Source organism: Ignavibacteriales bacterium (genome assembly GCA_016709155.1).
Lineage (GTDB): Bacteria > Bacteroidota > Ignavibacteria > Ignavibacteriales > Ignavibacteriaceae > JADJEI01.
On sequence record JADJEI010000006.1, the window covers coordinates 13,747 to 30,970 of the forward strand.

The 17,224-nt window shown below is 34.0% G+C and carries 20 protein-coding genes, 4 pseudogenes and 1 CRISPR repeat array (1 of these 25 cut by a window edge); of the genes and pseudogenes, 14 read left to right on the forward strand and 10 right to left on the reverse strand.

What is annotated here, in order from left to right:
* Nucleotides 1-4: 4 nt before the first annotated feature.
* From IPH11_10560 to IPH11_10600, 9 genes are all read right to left on the reverse strand, one after another.
* Nucleotides 5-394, reverse strand: a complete 390-nt coding sequence (locus IPH11_10560) for a DUF948 domain-containing protein (GenBank protein ID MBK6914058.1) — start codon at nt 392-394, stop codon at nt 5-7.
* A 6-nt stretch (nt 395-400) separates the two neighbouring features.
* Nucleotides 401-817 (reverse strand): YtxH domain-containing protein, encoded by a 417-nt coding sequence (locus tag IPH11_10565; protein ID MBK6914059.1) that lies wholly within the window; start codon nt 815-817, stop codon nt 401-403.
* A 98-nt stretch (nt 818-915) separates the two neighbouring features.
* A complete protein-coding gene (icd, locus tag IPH11_10570; GenBank protein MBK6914060.1) occupies nt 916-2,154 on the reverse strand; it encodes an isocitrate dehydrogenase (NADP(+)) in 1,239 nt (412 codons plus the stop codon).
* Nucleotides 2,144-3,139, reverse strand: a complete 996-nt coding sequence (locus IPH11_10575; GenBank protein MBK6914061.1) for a flippase-like domain-containing protein — start codon at nt 3,137-3,139, stop codon at nt 2,144-2,146. The genes icd and IPH11_10575 overlap by 11 nt, the downstream gene beginning before the upstream one ends.
* A complete protein-coding gene (maf, locus tag IPH11_10580) occupies nt 3,136-3,717 on the reverse strand; it encodes a septum formation protein Maf (protein MBK6914062.1) in 582 nt (193 codons plus the stop codon). Before maf ends, IPH11_10575 begins: the two co-directional genes overlap by 4 nt.
* Nucleotides 3,714-4,439 (reverse strand): SpoIID/LytB domain-containing protein, encoded by a 726-nt coding sequence (locus tag IPH11_10585; protein ID MBK6914063.1) that lies wholly within the window; start codon nt 4,437-4,439, stop codon nt 3,714-3,716. The genes maf and IPH11_10585 overlap by 4 nt, the downstream gene beginning before the upstream one ends.
* Nucleotides 4,399-5,010, reverse strand: a complete 612-nt coding sequence (locus IPH11_10590) for a SpoIID/LytB domain-containing protein (protein ID MBK6914064.1) — start codon at nt 5,008-5,010, stop codon at nt 4,399-4,401. The genes IPH11_10585 and IPH11_10590 overlap by 41 nt, the downstream gene beginning before the upstream one ends.
* Complete coding sequence (locus tag IPH11_10595; GenBank protein ID MBK6914065.1) at nt 5,007-5,399, reverse strand: hypothetical protein; 393 nt, start codon at nt 5,397-5,399, stop codon at nt 5,007-5,009. Before IPH11_10595 ends, IPH11_10590 begins: the two co-directional genes overlap by 4 nt.
* 617 nt (nt 5,400-6,016) lie before the next feature.
* A complete protein-coding gene (locus IPH11_10600) occupies nt 6,017-6,694 on the reverse strand; it encodes a hypothetical protein (protein ID MBK6914066.1) in 678 nt (225 codons plus the stop codon).
* 711 nt (nt 6,695-7,405) lie between these two features.
* On the opposite strand from IPH11_10600, the gene cas6 reads away from it, so the two are divergent.
* The 5 genes and pseudogenes from cas6 (at nt 7,406) to IPH11_10625 (ending at nt 10,384) form a co-directional block, all read left to right on the forward strand.
* The gene (gene cas6, locus IPH11_10605; protein MBK6914067.1) at nt 7,406-7,945 is read left to right on the forward strand and encodes a CRISPR-associated endoribonuclease Cas6; all 540 of its coding nucleotides are present in this window, start codon (nt 7,406-7,408) and stop codon (nt 7,943-7,945) included.
* 52 nt (nt 7,946-7,997) lie between these two features.
* Nucleotides 7,998-8,252, forward strand: coding sequence for a septation protein SpoVG family protein (locus IPH11_10610; protein ID MBK6914068.1), 255 nt, complete (start codon nt 7,998-8,000; stop codon nt 8,250-8,252).
* Between the two features lie 41 nt (nt 8,253-8,293).
* Nucleotides 8,294-8,611, forward strand: coding sequence for a hypothetical protein (locus tag IPH11_10615; GenBank protein ID MBK6914069.1), 318 nt, complete (start codon nt 8,294-8,296; stop codon nt 8,609-8,611).
* Between the two features lie 336 nt (nt 8,612-8,947).
* Nucleotides 8,948-9,543, forward strand: a pseudogene (locus tag IPH11_10620) (hypothetical protein).
* A 70-nt stretch (nt 9,544-9,613) separates the two neighbouring features.
* The gene (locus IPH11_10625) at nt 9,614-10,384 is read left to right on the forward strand and encodes a CRISPR-associated endonuclease Cas3'' (protein MBK6914070.1); all 771 of its coding nucleotides are present in this window, start codon (nt 9,614-9,616) and stop codon (nt 10,382-10,384) included.
* Nucleotides 10,385-10,402: 18 nt separating this feature from the next.
* Here IPH11_10625 and IPH11_10630 read toward each other — a convergent pair whose 3' ends face one another.
* Nucleotides 10,403-10,540 carry a hypothetical protein gene (locus IPH11_10630; GenBank protein MBK6914071.1) on the reverse strand — a complete coding sequence of 46 codons (138 nt, stop codon included), beginning with the start codon at nt 10,538-10,540 and terminating at the stop codon, nt 10,403-10,405.
* A 244-nt stretch (nt 10,541-10,784) separates the two neighbouring features.
* On the opposite strand from IPH11_10630, the gene IPH11_10635 reads away from it, so the two are divergent.
* The 9 genes and pseudogenes from IPH11_10635 to IPH11_10675 all read left to right on the forward strand — a co-directional run bounded on the left by IPH11_10635 (nt 10,785) and on the right by IPH11_10675 (nt 16,624).
* Nucleotides 10,785-10,994 (forward strand): hypothetical protein, encoded by a 210-nt coding sequence (locus tag IPH11_10635; GenBank protein MBK6914072.1) that lies wholly within the window; start codon nt 10,785-10,787, stop codon nt 10,992-10,994.
* Between the two features lie 122 nt (nt 10,995-11,116).
* Nucleotides 11,117-11,338, forward strand: coding sequence for a hypothetical protein (locus IPH11_10640; GenBank protein ID MBK6914073.1), 222 nt, complete (start codon nt 11,117-11,119; stop codon nt 11,336-11,338).
* 682 nt (nt 11,339-12,020) lie between these two features.
* The gene (locus tag IPH11_10645) at nt 12,021-12,521 is read left to right on the forward strand and encodes a hypothetical protein (protein MBK6914074.1); all 501 of its coding nucleotides are present in this window, start codon (nt 12,021-12,023) and stop codon (nt 12,519-12,521) included.
* 327 nt (nt 12,522-12,848) lie between these two features.
* On the forward strand, nt 12,849-13,013 hold the full coding sequence (locus IPH11_10650; protein ID MBK6914075.1) for a hypothetical protein: 165 nt from the start codon (nt 12,849-12,851) through the stop codon (nt 13,011-13,013).
* Between the two features lie 46 nt (nt 13,014-13,059).
* Nucleotides 13,060-14,083: pseudogene (locus tag IPH11_10655) on the forward strand (CRISPR-associated protein Cas7).
* 76 nt (nt 14,084-14,159) lie between these two features.
* Nucleotides 14,160-14,642, forward strand: a complete 483-nt coding sequence (gene cas4 / locus IPH11_10660) for a CRISPR-associated protein Cas4 (protein ID MBK6914076.1) — start codon at nt 14,160-14,162, stop codon at nt 14,640-14,642.
* Between the two features lie 77 nt (nt 14,643-14,719).
* A pseudogene (locus tag IPH11_10665) lies at nt 14,720-15,086 on the forward strand (GxxExxY protein).
* 26 nt (nt 15,087-15,112) lie between these two features.
* Nucleotides 15,113-16,208, forward strand: a pseudogene (gene cas1b, locus IPH11_10670) (type I-B CRISPR-associated endonuclease Cas1).
* 128 nt (nt 16,209-16,336) lie between these two features.
* Nucleotides 16,337-16,624 (forward strand): CRISPR-associated endonuclease Cas2, encoded by a 288-nt coding sequence (locus IPH11_10675; protein ID MBK6914077.1) that lies wholly within the window; start codon nt 16,337-16,339, stop codon nt 16,622-16,624.
* Nucleotides 16,625-16,668: 44 nt separating this feature from the next.
* A CRISPR array of direct repeats spans nt 16,669-17,224; the repeat unit is 30 nt; unit sequence GTTTTAATCGAACTATTATAGAATTGAAAT; it runs 2,438 nt beyond the window's last position.

Consider the following 17,224-nt stretch of genomic DNA (forward strand, 5'->3'; position numbering starts at 1 on the left):
AAAATTAATGTTGATTTTTGTATGTTGACCAAAAAGAGTTAACCCCATTAAAAATAGCGGAGAGGTTTTTCAGCAGACCCATTACCGGTTCTTCCAAACCCCTCCTAATGTTTTCCTCAAATGAAATTATTTTATCTACGCTGTCTTTCACATTATTAACAACTTCTTTGGAAATGTAAATCTGAGAATTTATTTCATCCGTTAGCGTTGCCAATTTATCGCTCAAATCCCTGGCTGAATTAATCAGAGGATTAAGATCAGTTGTTAAATCTGAAATTTTCTTTTCAATCTTATTAACTGATTTAGTAATTCTTGCGATGTAAACAATCAGAGCAATACATAAAGCCGAAGCTGAAATTAATAATATGATTAAGAAGACAGATGTAGTATCCATAATTTCTTACGATTCTTTTGTCTCTCTGTAAGCATCCATACCGGCTCTTACAGCAGTTTTAATTTTGTCAGTTTCTTGTTCAACTACACCTTTGCCTGTTGAAACAAGTTGACTTGCTTTTAGTTTTGCATCTTTAAAAATCTTCTCAGCATCTTTTAAAAGATCCTCCGATTTCGATTTAGCATCAACAATGATTTTCTCTGATCGCTTTTTACCTTCGTTGATCATGTCTTTTGCTTTTTCACGAGCATCATTAACATATTTTTCTGCTTCATCAAGATAATCATCGGCTTTTGCTTTTATGTCGCTGCGAAGTTCTCTGCCGCTTTTAGGAGCATACAATAAAGCCAGTACTGAACCGACTATTCCACCGGCTAAAAATCCGATCAATAGTCCTTTCTTTAATCCATTTTCTTGTGACATTTTAAATCTCCTTTTCAATATTTATTTGTTCAATTAAAGTTAAGATTTCTTCATCATAGAATCAATGATTTTTATTAAACACACAAAGAAAAGTGCGTCTAAAGGTTTTTAACTATTTCCGCTCCAAACTCAGATGATTTCACTTCCTTTGCACCCTTCATTTGTCTTGCGAAGTCATAAGTTACAATTTTTGATTTAATAGTTTTCTGCATAGATTTTTCAATCATTCGAGCAGCTTTGTTCCAGCCGAGATATTCGAGCATCATAACACCGGATAGAATTACGGAACCGGGATTAACTTTATCCATTCCGGCATATTTGGGAGCTGTGCCGTGTGTAGCCTCAAATATTGCAGTTGAGTAGCTCATATTGGCTCCGGGTGCAATTCCTAATCCACCAACCTGCGCAGCGGAGGCATCGGAAAGAAAATCACCATTCAAGTTTGGTGTTGCAACAACATCATACTCAGAAGGGCGAAGAAGCATTTGCTGAAACATACTGTCTGCTATTCTATCTTTAATTAAAATTTTACCTTCAGGCATTTTACCATTATGTTTTGAATAAAGTTCATCTTCAGTAACAATTAAATCTCTAAATTCAGTAACAGCAACTTTGTATCCCCAATCTTTGAAAGCGCCTTCGGTAAATTTCATTATATTGCCTTTGTGTACGAGCGTTACACTTTTACGTTTATGATCACGTGCAAACTCGATAGCTTTTCTTACAAGCCGGGCACTTCCAAATTCACTGATAGGTTTTATCCCCACCCCGGAGAGCGGTCTGATGTTTTTATCAAAGTTTTTATTAATGTAATTAATCAGTTTGTTAGCCTCATCGGTACCCGATTTAAATTCAATACCGCAGTAAACATCTTCAGTATTTTCTCTAAAGAGAACGATGTCCACATCTTGAGGTCTTTTCATAGGGCTTGGAACGCCTTTGTAATATTTAACCGGACGAACACAAGCGAACAGATCGAGTAAAATCCTTAATGCAACATTTAAGCTTCTGATACCACCCCCAATAGGAGTTGTAAGCGGACCTTTAATCGCAACTACATATTCTTTAATAGCTTCAACAGTCTCATCAGGAAGCCATTGATTTTTACCGTAAACTTTAACTGCTTTTTCACCGGCATAAACTTCCATCCAAGAAATTTTCTTTTTACCACTGTATGCTTTTTCAACAGCTGCATCAAGCACCATTTTTGCCGCACGCCAGATATCCGGTCCGATACCATCACCTTCGATAAATGCAAGGATAGGATTATCGGGTACGATCAGTTTATCATTTACTACAGATATTTTTTTCCCGAGGAAGGAATAATTATTTTTTATACTTCTTTATAAGAGAATTCCCTTTGTTTTTATTTTGTAAATCGAAATTTATAGAGCCAAATCTTTTTTGATAAAATGAAACACTTACTACTCCAACAAGAACTGCAAACCATAAAGTCGCAACCCTTATGATAAATGTTGAAGCAACAGCAATCTCTTTTGAAGCACCAATTTTCATTGTCAAGTATGTCAATGAGCCTTCTGTAACACCTAATCCACCGGGCAGCATAGAAATTGCACCAACGATTGTGGCAAAAGCATAACTAAAAGATGCCCAGAAGAAATTAATTTGCACATCAAAATTAAACAGAATCAAAAAATATCCCAAACATTCAAATGACCAGGAAATGAGACTTATAAAAGTTGAAATCAGCAATGGTTTAATTTGTACTAAAGTATATGAACTTTCGTAAGCCGTGTGAATTGATAAAAAGTATTTTTTTAAGAATGAAATTTTTTCGAAAATTCTGATTAAAGGCAATGCAAAGCGCTTATTGCTCATTATGATTAAAACAATCAGAAAAAAAAGTGCAACGCCTAAAACTATGTTTCTTCCATAATCAAAAAAATATGCGCCTGTCAGTGTAATAATTAGTAAAGAAACAAAATCGGTTATTCTTTCAAATAAAATGACAGGTCCGGTTACAGCTACGCTTGTTCCGATTACCTCTTTTACAAGATAAGCTTTTAACAGTTCGCCCATTTTACCGGGAGTAACACTCATAATTAACCCGGAAAGAAAAATTGAGAGTGAATCTTTCCACTGAATTTTTATTTTTAGCAGACCTAAATAATAATGCCACTTGGCAAATCGAAATAAATAATTTAGAAAGGAAAGTAAAAGTAAAACGGGCAGCAGCCACAATGAGAATTTACTGAATGTTAATACGAGTAAATCGAAGTCAGCATAAATTGTGAATGCTAAATAAAATATTCCGCCGAGCGCTAAAGAAAATAAAAGCCGCTGTTTAATTTTCTTTATCAAACCCCTACCTCTTTAAGAGCATGATAAACTCTCGAAAGCGGAAGTCCAACTACATTATAATAACAGCCGTTAATTGCTTGAATGAAGACAGCACCAAAGTCATCCTGAATTCCGTAGGCGCCTGCTTTATCCATCGGGCTGCCGCTTTCAACATAAAGAGAAATTTCTTCATTAGTAAGTTTACGAAATTGAACGAATGTTTTTTCGTAACCGCATATTTTTTTATTTGTTGATGTATTGAACACAGCAAAACCTGTATAAACTGTGTGCTTTCTTCCACTCAGTTTCTTAAGAATTTTTACCGCATCTATTTCATCCTTTGGTTTACCAATAATCTTTCCATCGAGCACAACTATTGTATCAGCAGTAATTATAATTCCATTTTCTATTTGTTGAAGAGCTAATTGAAGTTTTTCATCGGCTAATCTTTTTACCATGCGAAAAGGTTTTTCATTTGGCAATTGCTTCTCGTCAAGATTAACCGAAAGAGTTTTGAATTTTAAATTTATCTGCTGGAGTAGTTTTTTTCTTCGCGGCGAAGCTGAGGCAAGTATTATGGGGAGGGATTTAATTATCATTTTAATATAATGATTTCTGTTCCGGGAAAATAAAAATCGACAATGGTTTTATAATCTTTTTTATTCTGTGACTGATAGATAGCTCCCCATTGACATAATCCAACTCCGTGACCATTTCCCCTACCTGAAATTTTAATGCTATCTTCCGAAGTTTCAATATCAAACAAAGTGCTCCGCAGAATTGCCGAATTATCTGAATTTCTGATTATACTTCGCATTGAATTACCGAATAAGCTAACATGCTTTTCAAATGAATTTGAATCTTGTAAATCTAATTGTAATTCATTCACTCTGCCGGATGGAAAACGGGATAATATTTTTATATCTTTAATAACATAATTTGAATCTGCCAACAAACCTGCAGTGACAATTCTTTTGACAAAACTTTCCTTAGAATAATGTTCTATCCACTCAAACCTTGGTGCAATGCTGCAGTTAGAAGGACTGCCATCCTTTACTCCTTTCATGTAAGCAGCCCCCTGCCCTTGAAAAACATTCGATGCTGCTTCAGTTTCTCCACCACAAGTTGAATGATAGAATATTTGCGCTGTTTCGCCTTTGTAAGTGAGAATCATATTTTGGGTTTCATCAACTGCAAGATTGGAAATTTGAGTCTCCGAATCTGCACTGCCGTAAACCTGATCACGCTCGTCTGTATAAATATCAAATTCATTTTTTGAATTAAAATTTTTGTATTGCGTAAGTACGAATGCAGATAGCAACTGCTTTTAATGCTTCAAAATTTTCATAACCATTCCCGGTCGGCATTTCTTTAGGCAGGACTCCTTTAACATAGTCTTCAAGTGATATTACGTTAATGATATTTATCTTACCGTGAGCCGGAGTGAATTTAATTTTTCCATGATAAACTTTCCCCCCCAGGTTTACATGTTCAGAATTGTCACGCGATGAAAAAATAAACTTGTATGAATTAAATTCCATACCATTTATTTCAAGCAGCAGATTCTCTTCATTTTGAGAGAGAGAAAAAATATTCCCTTTGCTTATAAGCGCGATGATTCTTTCATCATCTTCGATTGATAGATCGGACAAAACTGTATAGCTGATTTTATTTTGCTGATCGGAAAGAAGAACATTTATTTCGTTAAACTTTTCGGCTTCAACTACTTCATCTGCACCGGTGAATTTGACAGAGCTTGAACAGCTAATTGATGAAGTAAGAAGAGAAATAAAAATAAGTGCAGAGAAAAATTGTAATAGAAGGGAGAAGGTAAATGAATTGAAAAAAATTGTGTTAATTTTTAGAAAGGAAGTGCTGGAGCGAAAAATCATCTAAACATAGCTTTGATACTGCCCCACGTCCTCTTTACACCTGATATGCTATGTGAAACAGAAACCTCCGCAGAATAGGAAACCTGATTGTTGTTGTCAACTATTTTAAGCCGATAAACAAATACTAAATCGTTTGTGCGATAAGCTGTTTCGTCAGTAAAAGAATAAAATGAATTTGACCCTTTAGGTTCGATAGTTGATAGTTCAATGTAACTGCTCTGGGGGGTTTTTCTTTCGATGACGAAGTTTTTGAGATTAGATTCTTCTCCTGTTTTCCACTCAAGAATAATATCTTCACTGTCACTTCTTGCGTGAAAGTAATCAATGTAAGCACCCGCAAATGCGGTTGCTATAATTGATAATACTAATAATGTTCTTAAAACTTTCATTTTACAATCAAAATATATCCTTCATCCGTGTGAATGTCAAGAGTTTTTTTGATTCTTTAATTCTGACCAAAATATTTTTATAAGGAATTAAAAAGGAAAATATTGTAGTTATCAAAACAATTTTTGTTACTTTGAACTCAACCCCCCAGCCCCCTTCTCTTATAAGAGAAGGGGGAAAAGGGGATGAGTTATTTGGTTTACTAGCAAAAACCAAATACATACGAAAAAATCGAACAAATAATTTTTTTGAAAAAAAATAAATGTTTTTGCCTAATTCTAACTTTCCTGCTTTACCAATTGAACTTTGAAACCGTTGAAACGGTTAATCATTATTTGATTTACATTCTCAACGGGATTAATCCCGTTGAGAACTTAAAAAATATTTAACTGCCAACCGTTTTAACGGTTTGCTCTTCTCTATAATCAACTTGCCTTATAGGCAATGGGTATTGTTTTTAGTTACTGAAGTTACACAAAATGAATTTTAAGGGCTTATATTGTCATTCACATCCCATTGGGACACGAATTCATCTTCCGCTTATTTTAGTACAAAGGATACCCACTTTCGCGGTTATAACAATCATCATTCAAGACCGCACGGAACTTCAGTCATTAATTTATAACGATAATTCGATAGCAAATGTACTCGTCCAATAATTTTTTTTGTTGTCAGCCTGAAGTAAAACAGCCGCAGTAAATAATACCCCTTTATTATATTGGCTAATCGGAGCAGTGTTACCCCCTAACTCGACTTCAAAAGTACCGGATGATTGTGCATTAAATTCTTTTTGATATGTGATTAAAACATACGGGCTTGTGTCCGGCAGCTTTGGTTCATAAAGAAATAGAATTGCAAAAAACTTATGCGGCTGCTTGAAAAAGTCTATACTTGCACCACCCTTCAACTTTGCTAAAAATGTTATAGAGTTATTTCCAAAAGTGATATCGCTGACAGTTGCGTAATCGTTTCCAGCCGGAGTAATAATATTGGATAATGTCAGACTATCCTTCCTGGCATAGGCAAGATTGTTTTTAATTATTTTTTGGTAACAATTCACACCGGGGACGCGAGCACCACGCCAGACATCTGAAAGTTCTTTAACGCTATTAATAATTTTAGCAAAACATACTGTCAAACCAAACTTACTCTGCTCATTTTTGAAAGCCGCAGAATTACTCATCTTGTGTTTTGAAGGGGCTGGATAACAAAATTGTCTTCCATAACGCATCTTGAACATTTCGTCACCGATTTTTCCATGATAATCACCCAGTATGCGTTTGGTTACAATTGCCATTTTAAATACCTCAAATTAAAGACTTAATAGAACTCACATATAAATATAAGCAGGAAAGAGGTATTATCAAAGCGTATCTTTAGCGTATAAATAGCGTATGAATAGCGTAAGACAAATGGAATTACTGCATGACAGGTGTGGGAGAAAGACGAGACGGCGAAGGAATGAACAATGAATAATTTACAATTTAGAATTAAGCTCAGGAATTTATTTCTATAGATTATTGGCAGGTAAGTTTATTTCAGGCAAGAAGATGATATTATCCTCGATTTGGCAATAAAGATATTTCAATTTTTGAATAAAGAATTATTGGACTTTATCAATTCATTTTCTTAATTTGAACAAGGTTTATAAAGTACTCGTTGAATTTTTACAATAATAAATCGTACTCCCTTCATTATTTGGAATTGTAAGGGTAGTGATATAATAAATAAATTAAATTTATTTTTTATCGAAGGGTTCTTGTGAGATTGGTGCTTCATTTAGATTGTGATATAAATAGCTCAATTCCAATTAACTACAATTATCAGTTAAGCTCAGCAATTTATAGTTTGTTGCAATTTGGATCTCCAGAGTTTTCAGAATTCTTGCACGACAGAGGATTTAAAGTTGATGGTAAAAAATATAAACTCTTCACGTTTGCACTAAGATTCGAAAAGATTGAATTAAAAGAGGAATCATCTTATCTTAAAATCACCAAAGATTAAACTTATGTCTCCTCCCCGCTTATTGATACCTTCATTAAAAAATTTTGTAATTGGTACTTTCGAAAACAAAGTGATTGATATAACTGACAAAGATCAGACAATTACATTTAGAATTATCACTGCTGAAATTCTTCCCGAAATATCCTTCTCCTCTAAAATGAAATTCGTCCTGCTATCTCCAATAATTTTATCAACTCTGGTAGAACATAATGGCAAAATGCAGCAATATTACTTGCGCCCTGATGATATAGAGGATATGAGTAGAGTACTGACAAAAAATCTATTAAATAAAAAAGGATTGTTAAACAGAAATCAGACTTTGAACGAATACTGCAAATTGGAATGGGATGGAGAGTACGTTCAAAAGCACAGAAGGGTCACAAAAAAAATAACTATAAATGAAAATGGCAGATTTCCGGTTGACGTAATAGGGATTCAAGCCCCATTCACAATTGAAGGTGATCCCGAATTAATTAAAGTTGGTTATGAATGCGGCTTTGGAGAAAAAAATTCTATGGGTTTTGGATTGGCAGAAGCAGTATAATATTAGAAATTTTTAAATAACAGATTCAAAACAAAATAATTCAGAGGTTCAAATGAAAATATTACACTTAAATAAACTCAGCAATGAAAAAGGCGGTAAGAAACTTGCTTTTTTTGACATCGAAACTGATGATGGAATTATCATTAAGGGATTTAGTATTGTTGATGGAAGCAAAGGTAAATTTGTAGCCTCGCCTGACGAAAAAGGTAAAGACGGGAAATATTACGAAAGGGTAATACTGCCAGCAGAATTAAAGAATAAAGTTGAAACAATGGCGCTGGAAGAATATGAATCAACCAGACACTGATTACACAGATTTACACAGATTAAAAATTAATTGGAGATGAAATGAGATTACATTTTAGTTTAACTGAGAATACTCAAACAGTTCCTTTTGATTACCAAAACTTTTTAATCGGCACTTTTCACAAGTGGATAGGATGGAATGAAATCCATGATGAAATTAGTCTTTATTCGTTAAGCTGGTTACAAGGCGGCAAAATGATTAAGGATGGATTCAGCTATACCAATGGCGCAAAATGGTTTATAAGTTTTTGGGATGAAGAAATTGGCAAACAATTAATTACGAATGCTACAAAAGATCCAGATGTTTGCTGCGGTATGGTTGTTAAAGAAATTCAAATGCAAGACACGCCACTTTTTTAGTTCAAATGAAAAATTTACTTTAGCGAGCCCGGTACTTGTTAGAAAATATGATGAGAATAAAAAAGCAATCCATCTCACTTATAAAGATGAAGGAACCAGTTTTTATTTAACGGAAACATTAAAGAAAAAATTAAAGTGTGCTAACATAAGTGATGATATAAAAAATTTCATTTGATAAAAATTATTCTAATCCGAAGACGAAACTAGTTAGGATAAATGGGATTTATAACCGAGTTAATTTTTGCCCCGTGATAATTGAAGGCACCCGGAAGCAATACGGTTTGCCTGGAATGTCGGTGTTGGGCATTCAACAGGCTGCGGCTTTGGAGCATTATTATGAAAGATATAAAATATTATTTGGTAAAATATTCCGGTCCGTTTGGTTTTATAAAGCCATGGACTGCTGTGAGAGACGGGGAAACTTTTAGTCAACAGTTTTTAACTCCCTCGATTGTTAAAGGAATTGAATTAAAATTATTTCCAGAGTTATTGGATGGCATAAACAAAAACACCGGGATTCAAAAAATCATTAGACACCGCCTTTCTTATAGCTCTATTTCAACGCAGCAAGAACAGATTCAACCAAAAGCATTTACCGTAAAAAAGAAAATTGTTTCGCGCTCTAAATCTATACTGAAACGAGGAGTGATGATAAACCCGGTATTGTATTTAGCTTTTAATAATATTAATGATGCTCAACGAGCAGCAATGCAACATGTTTGTCTTTGCCGTAATGAGGATGTTTTATTACCAAGTGAAGAAATTGTAGAAGTAAATGAAAAGAATTTGATTTGATTGATGGATTTGAACTGATCTTTGGTGAAAGTGAAGATTCATTTACCGTGGGTTACAATCGTTTCAATATTGCAGAGCCTATGTATGGTAAAATTGAAATTCATGGAAACCCGACAAGAATTGAAGCTGAAGAATGATTACCCAGACGAAGACACTTCTTGCTAAAAGTTTAAGAAACGGCGGGACTTCGCTTATGGAACATACTGAATATGTAGTAGATGCAATCGAAAAATAGCCGCAAAAGTAAATCTTAATATCGATATAGCCCGGAAAGGTGCAGTGTTGCATGATCTTGGCAAAGCACATCCTTCGTTTCAAGAAAAACTTATTAATGATAAAATTGACCTGATTGAACAAAGAACAGAAATTCCTTTGCGGCATGAAATTTCATCTTTGCTATTCCTTCCTTCGTTTCCCCAAAATGAATGGGATTATTTAATTGAAATGATCATTGGACATCACAAATCAATCAAGTCGTTAACTCAATCATCAAACGGTAGAGGAATAATTGATTTGGTTGAGGGATACGGTGAAGATATAATTTTTGAAAGACACTCAGAGAATTGGAATGAGTGGAGTATAGATGCTGATGCTATTATCGAGCATTTCGGATACGCAACACGAGAATTAACTTTAAATGAAGTTCGGCAGGCGTTTGATTATCTCTTGGACTATTGTGAGCACACAAATTTTGAATGGTCTAAATGGAGAGGGTTATTAAATGCTGCAGATCATTTTGCTTCTGCTTTAGTAGAATGCACTGAAGAACAATCTGCTAACATATTTCTAGAGCCAAATCTGGATTTCTTTTTTAACAGTACGAGAAGAAGTGAACTCTATCATTTATCAACGATAGATGTTCAAGATAAAAGATTGCATACATTAGTTACAGCGCCAACTGGAGCAGGTAAAACGGATTTTCTAATTAAGTTGCAGAGGGAAGAATCTTTTATACTCTTCCGTTTCAAGCCGCAATAAACGCAATGTGTAAAAGAATTAAAGAAGATGTCCAAATGACGATGTAAGATTATTACACGCATCGAGCAGGTTGGTGCTAACAAATAACGAAGTTAAAGAAGAAAAAGCATTACAATCACTTACCAGCGCTTCTATAAAGTACTCACACCTTTTCAAATTGCTTCCGTTGTTTAAGAACCAAAGGATATGAAGCTACTGCTCTTGACTTACAAGGAAACGATATAATTCTTGATGAAATACATTCATACAATTATACTTCAATGGCTCTGGTTTATGAGGTAATCAGAACACTTTTGTATTTGAACTGCCGTATACATGTCGGAACCGCTACAATGCCTACCGCGTTGAGAAATTTAATTTATGATTTATTGGGTGGAGAAAAAATGTTTACAAAGTTGAGTTGGATGAGAACCAATTAGAAACTTACAATAGACATTTTATTTACAAGATTGAAAATGATGACGCTGTATTTGAGATCATTGACAAAGGAATAAAGCAAAAAGAAAAGGTATTGGTTGTTGTAAACCGGGTTAATAGAGCGCAAACAATATTTGAAAACTGGAAAAACTTTATCCAAATATTCCCAAATGCTTTTACACAGCAGATATAAAAGAACGGATAGAGCAAAAAATTGAAGATAAAATTAAAAGTGATTTTGACGCGAAAGTAGGACCATGCATTGTAGTTGCTACACAAGTTGTTGAGATTAGTTTAGATATAAGTTTTGATATTTTGATTACTGATGCCGCACCGTTGGATAGCATGATTCAGCGCTTCGGCAGAGTGAATAGGAGAAGGAATGAAAACACCATAGGAAGACTAAAAACTGTCTATATAATAAAACCTTCTGAAAATAGTAACGATTCAAAACCATATAACCATGAGATTGTGAAAAAGAGTTTTGATGAATTGCCTGACGATTCAGTGTTAAAAGAAAATAGTATTCAAAAATAATAGATCATGTTTATCCGCAAATTGATATTGGTTCAATCAAATCTCATTGTATTCTTGGAGAGAATGGCTTAAGAATTCAGAAATTATGCGATTATCCAAAATCAGTTTTGTTGGAAACTCTTGACATAGATTCAGCTTGTTGTATAGTTGAAGGTGATAAGGAGAGTTATAACAAAGCAAGAAATGAAGAACGGATACGAATGGAGATACCTATCACAGTAAAAACTACATTTAATAAATTTTTCCAAAAGTAAAGGACAACTTACTTGCGGCTCCTGGCCTTTTGTGATTCCAGATGAATTATACGATAGCGAAAAGGGATTAAGCTTAAAAGAAACAGAGAATTTTTTATAAAGAAGGAGAAAAGAATGTATGCATCCATTATAGGAAAGAAATTAGTTGCGTTGACAAATCAGAATGCAAAAAAGAAACGGTGCGTCAAAGAATTTTGGAAAGAAGTATTCATTCCGCTTTTTTTTTGATGAGCAAAAATATTTGTTAAGGAGGGAATACACCATTAGAAAATCCTAAAATTTCATGGGAGAAGAAAAAATATCCCACACTCGAAGAACGCACTAAAAGAATTGAAGCGATTATAAAAAATATCGAAAGTGGCGTTCCGAATACAAGCAATTCATTGGTAGCGGGAAGTTCTGACCTTGAAGCAACTACTTCTGGACAAATGACAAGCTTTAATTTACCCTTGAGTCAAGAAGAAATATATGCATCATGGATTGGAGTTGGGTTAGGTGTTCGAGTTGAAGGTGGGTTCGTAATTCTTTTTGAAAAAGAGGAGATAATTAAATTACTCTATGAAGGTTGGCAAAAATACAGAGAGTTGGTTAATGATACACCCAACTTGAAAGGAAACCAGATTGAAACATGGAACGGGCACTGGTTAACGTTTGCTTTAAGGAATGCAAATTATCAAAAGGCATTATTCGTTCCACCATTTAAACTTGATAAGAGTGTCAGTAAAATTGAAACCCAAGGTTGGATAAAAGTTCTCTTTGCTCTTGCAAGAAAATTCCCAAATGAAAAAATGAACGTTCATATTTATAGTTTGAGTAAAACAAATACCACTGTCGGTTTTATTCAAATTAACCTACCAGAAATAAAGCGTGAAATTGAGATGTATGATTACCTTTTCGGTGAGCTAAAAGGTGTTGGCAAAAAGCAATAGACGAAGTATATAACACACAGTTTGCATTCCGAACTGCTTTACAAAGCGGAATAATAGGGCTACAAGAAATTAACTAAAAGCTTTACGTGAATACTTCCCGCAAAGAAATAAGGAACCAGTTTATCCTAAAATTAAAACGATGAAAAAAAAGCATAATCAACTATAACATTTATTTATCATGGGTATTAGCAATGTTAAAAACAAAACAACCATTCAAGCTGCCGAAGAAACCGCGAAAATTCTTCAGGAATATGTGTCCATTCTGCTCGTGGCAAAAAGACATCATTCAATAATGTAGAAAAGCTTCTTGAATCTTCAACAAGAAAATTGTTCATAGAAAACCTAATTGAAGTACTTAAAGACAATCCATTGCAGGGTGAGTTCTTCGATTCCCTTGTTGACGAAATGGATAAAATGCAAGCCGATAAGTATCCTTATTTTCTTACATTGGTCAAGTTCAAATATGCTTATTTAAACAATATAAAATCATAAAGGAGAGATCAGATGAAAAACTTTATTTCCTTAAAAGTCTGGTCATTATTCAGAACATACCGTTTTCTGTGTCCAAGACGGACAAAATCTTACTACGATCAACAGTTTGGAGTACGATGCGCGTACTCAAGTGGGCAGGTAAAACGCTCTATACTTGATGCAATCTTAGAATCATTAGGAGAAGCGCAAGCACCAATTACGTTCAACTATGAAATCACAAAGGATAACGGTCTTTCCAATAAAGAACCGTGGTCGCCTTGCGACCCTATTTATACGGATCAACTCTTAGGAGGATGGATGAAAGCACAAACTGGTGAAACATCGCTAAAAAGAAGGAGCCCTTTTCAATTTCCGCATTAAGACCTTTACACCCCTTCTTGGCGGATTAGAAAATCAGAAAGAGAATCTTACCTTTGATAGAAGTAGTAATCCTAACGTCCATCCAGTTATTGTAAAAGATGCGACAGGTAAAATATTATCTGAGAATGAAATCTCAGAATTCCTTTCTGAAAACAAAAGGACCTTACCCAGAAGAAACTGGATACCTGATAATACAAGAGCTACCGGATTATTCGTTTTTGATGCTGTTATCGATTTGAGGACTTTGCTTTTGTATCTCAACAAATCAACACGAACCAGAATTAACTTTAGAAAAAATAGAGAAACTTAAAACAAATCATTGGAAAACCAGAAAGAATAGTTTTGGAGAATGTTTAGTTTGTCCAAGAGAAAAGAGAGAAAAGATTATTGATGCGATTGCAAGTGGTTTAATAAACTGGAGAATAACAAGTAATCAATCAAGAACATTTAGTTTGATGGAAACATTAGCAGTTTCAATAAGTGATAATGCAAATAAATTAGCCGCTTCTATAAGGGCGGAATTAAATGAAGAAAGAGAAAGAAGCGCTAAACCGGTTATTGATAGGAATGCGGGAACAGATGTATTTGTTACCCTACCGTGCAATGGATACATAGCAGGCGCCGGAGGCGAACAGAACGCACTTGAAAACGCCGAAGCAAAATTAAAAGAAATGATGCTTACTTATGATTACGAAAACCAATTAAAATAATCCTGTAAATCAGTGCAATCCGTGTCTAAGGAAAATGCGGATTGTTCCAAATATCAATTAATAATTCGTGCTCAATATGACCGGGACACAAATACATTATTATTTTATTTGCCATCGTAAGTTGTGGATGTTTACACACAGAATAGATATGGAGCACAACAGTGACACCGTTGCCGTTGGTAAGTTCATTTCAGAATCCACTTATAAACGAGAGGAACACGAAATTCAAATTGATGATATTGTTCTGGATTTTTATGATGGTAAAACAAAGACTATTCACGAAGTAAAAAAAAGCGATAAGATGGAGGAAACTCACATCTGGCAGGTAAAGTATTATATTAGTGTTCTCGAGGAAAAAGGAGTTGATTGCGTAACAGGTGAAATTGATTACCCAAAGCTTCGACAAAAAATTAAAGTTGAATTGACTGATGCCGACAGAATGCAATTAAATAAAATTAAAAACGATATTAAAAATATTTTGGCTTTACGCATTCCGCCTGGCGTAATAAATAAACCGTTTTGTAAAAATTGTAGTTATTATGATCTTTGCTATGTCTAGACACGGATTACACAGATTTTCACTGATGGATAAAAGAATTATTTGACACGGATTACACAGATTTTCACGGATGTACAATGCAATTATTAGATGAAGATTTAACTTATCAAATTATTGGCTGCTGTATGGAAGTTCATAAAAATCTTGGAAAAGGATTTAATGAAATCGTTTATAAAGATGCGTTGGAAATAGAATTTAAATTGAAAGGAACCTTCCAAGAGAAAAGAATTCAATATTGAATACAAAGGAATTGTTTTACCACGAAAATATAATGCTGATTTTGTAGTATTTGATAAAATAATATTAGAAGCAAAAGCTATTGAAACACTAACAAGTTCACATTTAAAACAAACATTAAATTATTTAGCATTATCAAAATTGCGATTAGGATTATTAGTAAATTTTGGAGAAGATTCGATGAAACACAAAAGAGTAATTTTATAAATAATCTGTGAAAATCCGTGTAATCCGTGTCTAGGAACTATTACATATTCAGTAGCGGAAAACTAATCCGCAAGGCAAACACAATCTACTTCGAGTCAGGTGAAGCAGGTGAGCCGGAAGAGACCGAGCAACCCGATCAGGAGGAAATAGAAGTAACTGATGAAAGTCTAAGCGAAACTGCAATAAAAGAAGTAGAAGAGCAAGAGCCGAAAAGACTTCCGCGTAAACCGATTCCTGTTGAAGATATTGAAGCCATATACTGTTTCAGTGAAATGAGATTCAACACGAAGTTTCTAAATTATATAGCACAAAATCAAATAACACTTCACCTATTTAACTATTACGGCTACTACACAGGTTCATTTTATCCGCGTGAACCTTTTGTATCCGGCAGACTTTTAGTCAATCAGGTAGAAGCCTATCAAGATCCATTACGAAGAACAGACATTGCCCGTAAGTTTGTCGAAGGGGCAGCGGACAATGTTATAAAAACACTGCAATACCATAATGCACGTGAAAAAGATATGAGTGTATTCATAGAAATTATTAATGATCAGATAAGCAAAATAGATTCCTGCCTATCTGTTGCGGAGTTGATGGGGTTGAGGGTAACATAAAATCAACTTACTACAAATCGTGGAACTTGATAGTGAATGAAGATATTCAGTTTCAGAAAAGGGAAAACACCCACCTACTAATCCAATCAATGCTCTAATTTCATTTGGTAACGCATTAGTTTACACAACGGCACTAAGTGAAATTTACAAAACACAGCTCAATCCATTGATAAGCTATTTGCACGAACCTGGTGATAGAAGGTTTTTCACTTTCCTTAGATATAGCCGAAATATTCAAACCACTTTTATCGGACAGACTAATATTTTCTTTTAAATAAAAACAAATACAGGAAAAACATTTTACTAAGAAGCAAATTTCTGTCACTTAAACGAAGAGGGTCGAAAATATTTGTTAAGGAATATGACGAAAAACTTAAAACAACAATAAAGCACCGGAACCTTAAAGATCAGTAAGTTATAGACACCTGATCAGGTTAGAATGTTATAATTAATTAAATATATTCTTGGTGAAAAGGAATATAAACCATTTAAAATCTGGTGGTAGACACGGATTTCACAGATTAACACGGATTAATATTCAATGCAATCAATGCAGATGGTTAAAAAAGGAATAATGATGTACACAATAATAGTATATGATGCAGCACCAAAAGAGGAGCAAAAACTCTTAAAATTTTTGAGACGATTTTAATTTGGGTTCAGAACTCTGTATTTGAAGGAGAAGTTACAGAATCTACTTTCGAAACGATTATAAGGGATAAAAGATATTATAAACAAAGAAAAGACTGTGTCATTATTATACTTTTGATTCGAGAAATTACACCGAACGTAAAGTACTTGGGGCTGAAAGAAATGACACCGATACATTCATCTAAATATTCCGTGAAAATCAATGAAATCCGTGTCAGTTGTCGGACCCCCTATGTTTTTACACAATTACACTTCGACAACGCTAAGTAAAAGAAATGCGTTGAATATGATTTAAAAAGGCTTATTTTGGGGCAGTTTTAATCGAACTATTATAGAATTGAAATAATATTAACTAAAAGACGGAAAGGCTTGCGGAGCTTGTTTTAATCGAACTATTATAGATTGAAATATTTCTAAAAATGCTTATGAAACCAAAGCAAGGAAGTTTTAATCGAACTATTATAGAATTGAAATATGATAAATTGCCAGACAGACATAAGGAGGTTTTAGCGTTTTAATCGAACTATTATAGAATTGAAATCTTTCTGCGGTATCTTTGCAAGTAAATTACGGAGTTGTTTTAATCGAACTATTATAGAATTGAAATGCTCTTTTAGCCGCTTCTGTGGCATTCAAATCTTTGTTTTAATCGAACTATTATAGAATTGAAATTCTTAAGTTATCAATGAATAAAGTAGCTATTAGTTGGTTTTAATCGAACTATTATAGAATTGAAATAATTCAGGTAGTTTCAGTAATACAATTAGTGAATTGGTTTTAATCGAACTATTATAGAATTGAAATGCATCTTCTTTTCTGCTTCAGCTTGTTTGTCAATACGTTTTAATCGAACTATTATAGAATTGAAAT